General features: G+C 67.0%; 4 protein-coding genes and 1 pseudogene. 3 read left to right on the forward strand and 2 right to left on the reverse strand.

The features are described 5' to 3' along the window. Positions 1-166: 166 nt before the first annotated feature. Positions 167-553, reverse strand: a complete 387-nt coding sequence (locus IC50_RS06270; RefSeq protein WP_193374097.1) for a COG4315 family predicted lipoprotein — start codon at positions 551-553, stop codon at positions 167-169. Between the two features lie 146 nt (positions 554-699). Here IC50_RS06270 and IC50_RS06275 point away from each other — a divergent pair, with 146 nt between their 5' ends. Continuing rightward, on the forward strand, positions 700-1,206 hold the full coding sequence (locus IC50_RS06275) for a GNAT family N-acetyltransferase (RefSeq protein ID WP_035701871.1): 507 nt from the start codon (positions 700-702) through the stop codon (positions 1,204-1,206). 127 nt (positions 1,207-1,333) lie between these two features. Continuing rightward, a complete protein-coding gene (locus IC50_RS06280) occupies positions 1,334-1,627 on the forward strand; it encodes a hypothetical protein (RefSeq protein WP_035701874.1) in 294 nt (97 codons plus the stop codon). 78 nt (positions 1,628-1,705) lie between these two features. Here IC50_RS06280 and IC50_RS06285 read toward each other — a convergent pair whose 3' ends face one another. After that, positions 1,706-3,649 (reverse strand): DEAD/DEAH box helicase, encoded by a 1,944-nt coding sequence (locus IC50_RS06285; protein ID WP_050990920.1) that lies wholly within the window; start codon positions 3,647-3,649, stop codon positions 1,706-1,708. Positions 3,650-3,893: 244 nt separating this feature from the next. On the opposite strand from IC50_RS06285, the pseudogene IC50_RS06290 reads away from it, so the two are divergent. Then, positions 3,894-4,076 (forward strand): annotated as a pseudogene (locus IC50_RS06290) (hypothetical protein); the annotation flags it as partial.

Raw genomic sequence — 4,076 nt, forward strand, 5'->3', positions numbered from 1 at the left:
GCCGGCGCGAGCGCTCGACCAGACATTGCACGCCATCGATGCGCGCTACGGGCCGCGCACGGCCGACTTCGTCGCGATGCAGCTCGAATATCCGAGATAGCAACACGGTCGCGCGCGGGCCGTCGCCTGCGACAGCCGGCGCGCGCCGTATCCGCATACAGGGCCGTTACGGCATCGCCAGATGCCAGGCGCCGTTCAGGAAGCCGTCGCCGGTGATGTCACCGGGCTTCTGGTCCTTGGCGAAGGTGTAGAGCGGCTTGCCCTTGTAGGCCCATTGCTTGGAGCCGTCGTCGCGCGTGATGATGGTGTAGCCGTCGCCGGCGGCGTCGCTCGCCTCTGCCTTCAACACCGGCCAGTTCGTCGCACATGGACCGTTGCAGGCCGATTTGCCGTCCGCGTCCTTGTCGAAGGTGTAGAGCGTCATGCCCTTGGCATCGGTGAGCACGTTGCCCTTGTCGGTCTTGCCCGTCTTGGTCGGCGGTGCGGCGAAAGCGGCGGGAACGATCGCGAGCGACATTGCGAGCGTGAGGGCGAGGCGGATCGAGGACGTCATGATGTCTCCTGTGATGCAGTTGGCTTGCATGGGTAGGACGCCGGGCGCGGCCCGGTATTCCCGAGACGGCGGCAAGGATATTTTTTCCTGCGCGCATCGACGCAGCGGAATAAACTGGAACAACCGAGACGGAACGACGGAAAGACATGAGCAAGCCGCATTGGCGTCCCGCGCACGCATCCGACCTGCCCGCGATCGGCGCCATCGCGGCGCGGATTCATCCTGACCTTCCCGAAAGCCCGGAGGTGTTCGCCGAGAAGATGCGGCTCTATCCGGGCGGATGCCGTGTGCTTGTCGCCGGCGACGAGATCGCCGGCTATGGGCTTTCGCATCCCTGGAAGCAGCACCGGATTCCGCCGCTCGACGCTCTGCTCGCACGATTGCCTGATGATGCGGACTGCCTCTACGTCCACGACGTCGCCGTGCTGCCCGATTTTCGCGGCGGCGTTCTGCGCACCTATGTCGCAGCCATCGAGGAGCTGGCGCGCGCTTCACAGATCGCGACGCTCGCGCTGGTCTCGGTCTACGCCGCGCGACCGCTGTGGGAGCGTCTCGGGTTTCGGGCCGTCACGACGGATGCGGAGCTGCGTGCAAAGCTCGAATCATACGGCGAAGGCGCGACGTACATGCTGCGCGATCTTGCCGCGACGTAACGCCTCCCCCCGGCCGCCCTGGCTCACGCGGGCGTGAAGCCGCTCCCTCGAACCGGGTCGGATCAGCCTCCGTCGAAGCTGTGTGCGAGCCGTTCCGGTCTCGCCGAACCGAGGCTGGAGAATGTCCATGAAGCTCACCTTGTCGAAAATTACCTTGATTGCAGGCGTTGCAGCGAGCGCGCTCGCCGCAACCAGCGCCAATGCGGCGCAGTATCGGACCTATGGCTGCGACACCGCCTTCTTCGAAGGCTGTGGCACCCTGATCGAGACGCCGAACCTGGGCAGAAAACCCACCAGCGTCATCAATCGCGACACCTCGCCCACCTACATGAAGCAGACCGATCCCCGCTACAACTCGTCGATCCGTGATGCCGGCGGCGGTGGTGGTGGCGGAGGCGGTGGTGGCGGCGGCGGCCGCTGACCTCCCACCCGACGTTTCAGATGATGCCGCCGGCGCAATCCGGCGGCATCAATGCTGTCTGCGCCATACGGCAGAAGCTCAACCGCGACGCTTCTTCTTCGTCTTCTTTCCCGGCGCACCCTTCACGGGCCAGGGCGTGACCGACGGCGCCTCGGCGTGGCCCGGCCGATGCTTCTTTTTCTTTCCGAACGAGGGAGCATCCTCGAATTTCGGCGCGCGCTCGCCGTAAGCTTTGCCGCGTGGCTTGAATCCACTTGCCTGGTGCGGGCGATCGTCGCGCCGCTCACGATATTCGCCCCTCTCGCGCCGAGGCAACTGGGGCCGCTCTTCCGAAGGCTCCTGCCGCTGCGGCGCGTCCGCCATCGGCTCGATGCGGATGCTGTCCTCCTTGTCCGGCCGCTTGACCTTGGCGGCGAACGACTCCGCGACCCGCTCGGAAATCTCGAACTCGGTGGTGGTGTCCATGATCTTGATGGCGCCGATGTCGCGCTTGTCGATGCCGCCGCGGCGGCAGATCATCGGCAGCAGCCAGCGCGCCTCCGCATTCTTGCGCCGTCCGATCGCGGCGCGGAACCAGACGCTGCCGTCCGCCATGGCGTGCTTCGACGAAGCTTTTCCGGATTTCGATCGAGGTCTCGCCGCGCGATCGTCGCCGCCTTCTCCATCGGATCTGTCACGACCGCGCTCACCGCGCGGCGGCTTGGCGCCTCGCTCGCCGGGATCGATGATGTCCTCGGGTGACGGCAGCCGCGCGCGATAGAGCCGCGCCAGCGCCGCGGCGATATCCTCGGGCGAGCGCTCGGCCAGGAGCGCCTGCGCCAGCACCAGATCGTCGGCGGTGGTCTCCTCAGTGAAGAGCACGTCCTTCATGCGCTCATGATCGAGCTTGCGGATCTCGTCTGCCTGCGGCGCAGTGCCCCAGACCGCGTCGATCCCTGAAAGATTGAGCAGCAGCTCCGCGCGCCGCCGGCGGGCGGGCGGCACCAGCAGGACGCTCGTCCCTTTTCGTCCCGCGCGCCCGGTGCGGCCCGAGCGGTGCTGCATGACCTCGGCGTCGTTGGGCAGGTCGGCATGAATGACGAGGTCGAGGCTCGGCAGGTCGATGCCGCGGGCGGCGACGTCGGTCGCCACGCACACCCGCGCACGCCCGTCCCGCAGCGACTGCAGCGCCAGGGTGCGTTCGTTCTGCGTCAATTCGCCTGACAGCGCGACGACGGCAAAGCCGCGCTCCAGGAGCGCCGCCTGCAAATGCCTGACGGCGTCGCGCGTGCTGCAAAACACCAGCGCGCTCGGCGCCTCGTAGAAGCGCAGCACGTTGACGACGGCGTGCTCGACGTCGGCAGGCGCGATGCGGATAGCGCGGTACTCGATATCGGCATGGCCGCCCTCGTCGCCGGCGACCTCGATCCGGAAGGCGTCTTGCTGGTACTGTCTCGCCAGCGCGACGATGCCGCGCGGAAAGGTCGCCGAGAACAGCAGGGTGCGGCGCGTCTCCGGCGTGGTCTCGAGGATGAACTCCATGTCCTCGCGAAAGCCGAGATTGAGCATCTCGTCGGCCTCGTCGAGCACGACCGCGGCGAGCTCGGAGATGTCGAGACGGCCGCGCCGCAAATGATCGCAGAGCCGCCCGGGCGTGCCGACCACGATGTGCGCGCCTGCCGCGAGCTCGCGCTGCTCGCGCCGCGGATCCATGCCGCCGACACAGGAGACGACTCGCCCGCCGGCATGCCCGTAGAGCCAGGCCAGCTCGCGCTGGACCTGAAGTGCGAGCTCGCGGGTCGGCGCCACGATCAGGGCAAGCGGGGCTGCCGCGGGTTGGAACTGCTCGGCATCCTCAAGAAGATTTTTCGCGATCGCCAATCCGTAGGCGACAGTCTTGCCTGAGCCGGTCTGGGCCGACACCAGGAGATCACGGCCGGTGGCTTCATGGACAAGCACGGCGAGCTGGACGGGGGTCAGTGAATCATAGTTCCGCTCGGCCAAAGCGCGGGCGAGCGGCGGGGTCAGGGCCGGAAGGGACACGGGATGGGAAACCTTGGTTAATTCTGGCGCGGCACAGCGAGCCGAAGCGCCCGAAGCTGACGTGCGCGGCAACGGCCCGGCCGCACGCTGGATTTGATCTGGGCGCTCTTTACGCCAAGCGCTTGGAAATGACCATGCCCATGATGCATGGCTTCGCAAGGAGAGCCGCGCCCAAAGGTTGCAGCGGACTTTTGCGGCCACCTCGATTAACCTCGGCGCGACCAGTTCGGCCGGGAACAACCGCGTGACATCCTCCACCAAGCGCACCTGCGGCGATTGCACGCTCTGCTGCAAGGTGATGGCCATCGAGGCGCTGGACAAGCCGGCCGGCAGTTGGTGCCGGCATTGCAAGCCCGGTCTTGGCTGCGCGATCTACGCCGAGCGACCGGCCGAATGCGAGGACTTCGCCTGCCTATGGCTCCCCCAC

The organism is Bradyrhizobium genomosp. I (2014), assembly GCF_000261685.1.
Lineage (GTDB): Bacteria > Pseudomonadota > Alphaproteobacteria > Rhizobiales > Xanthobacteraceae > Bradyrhizobium.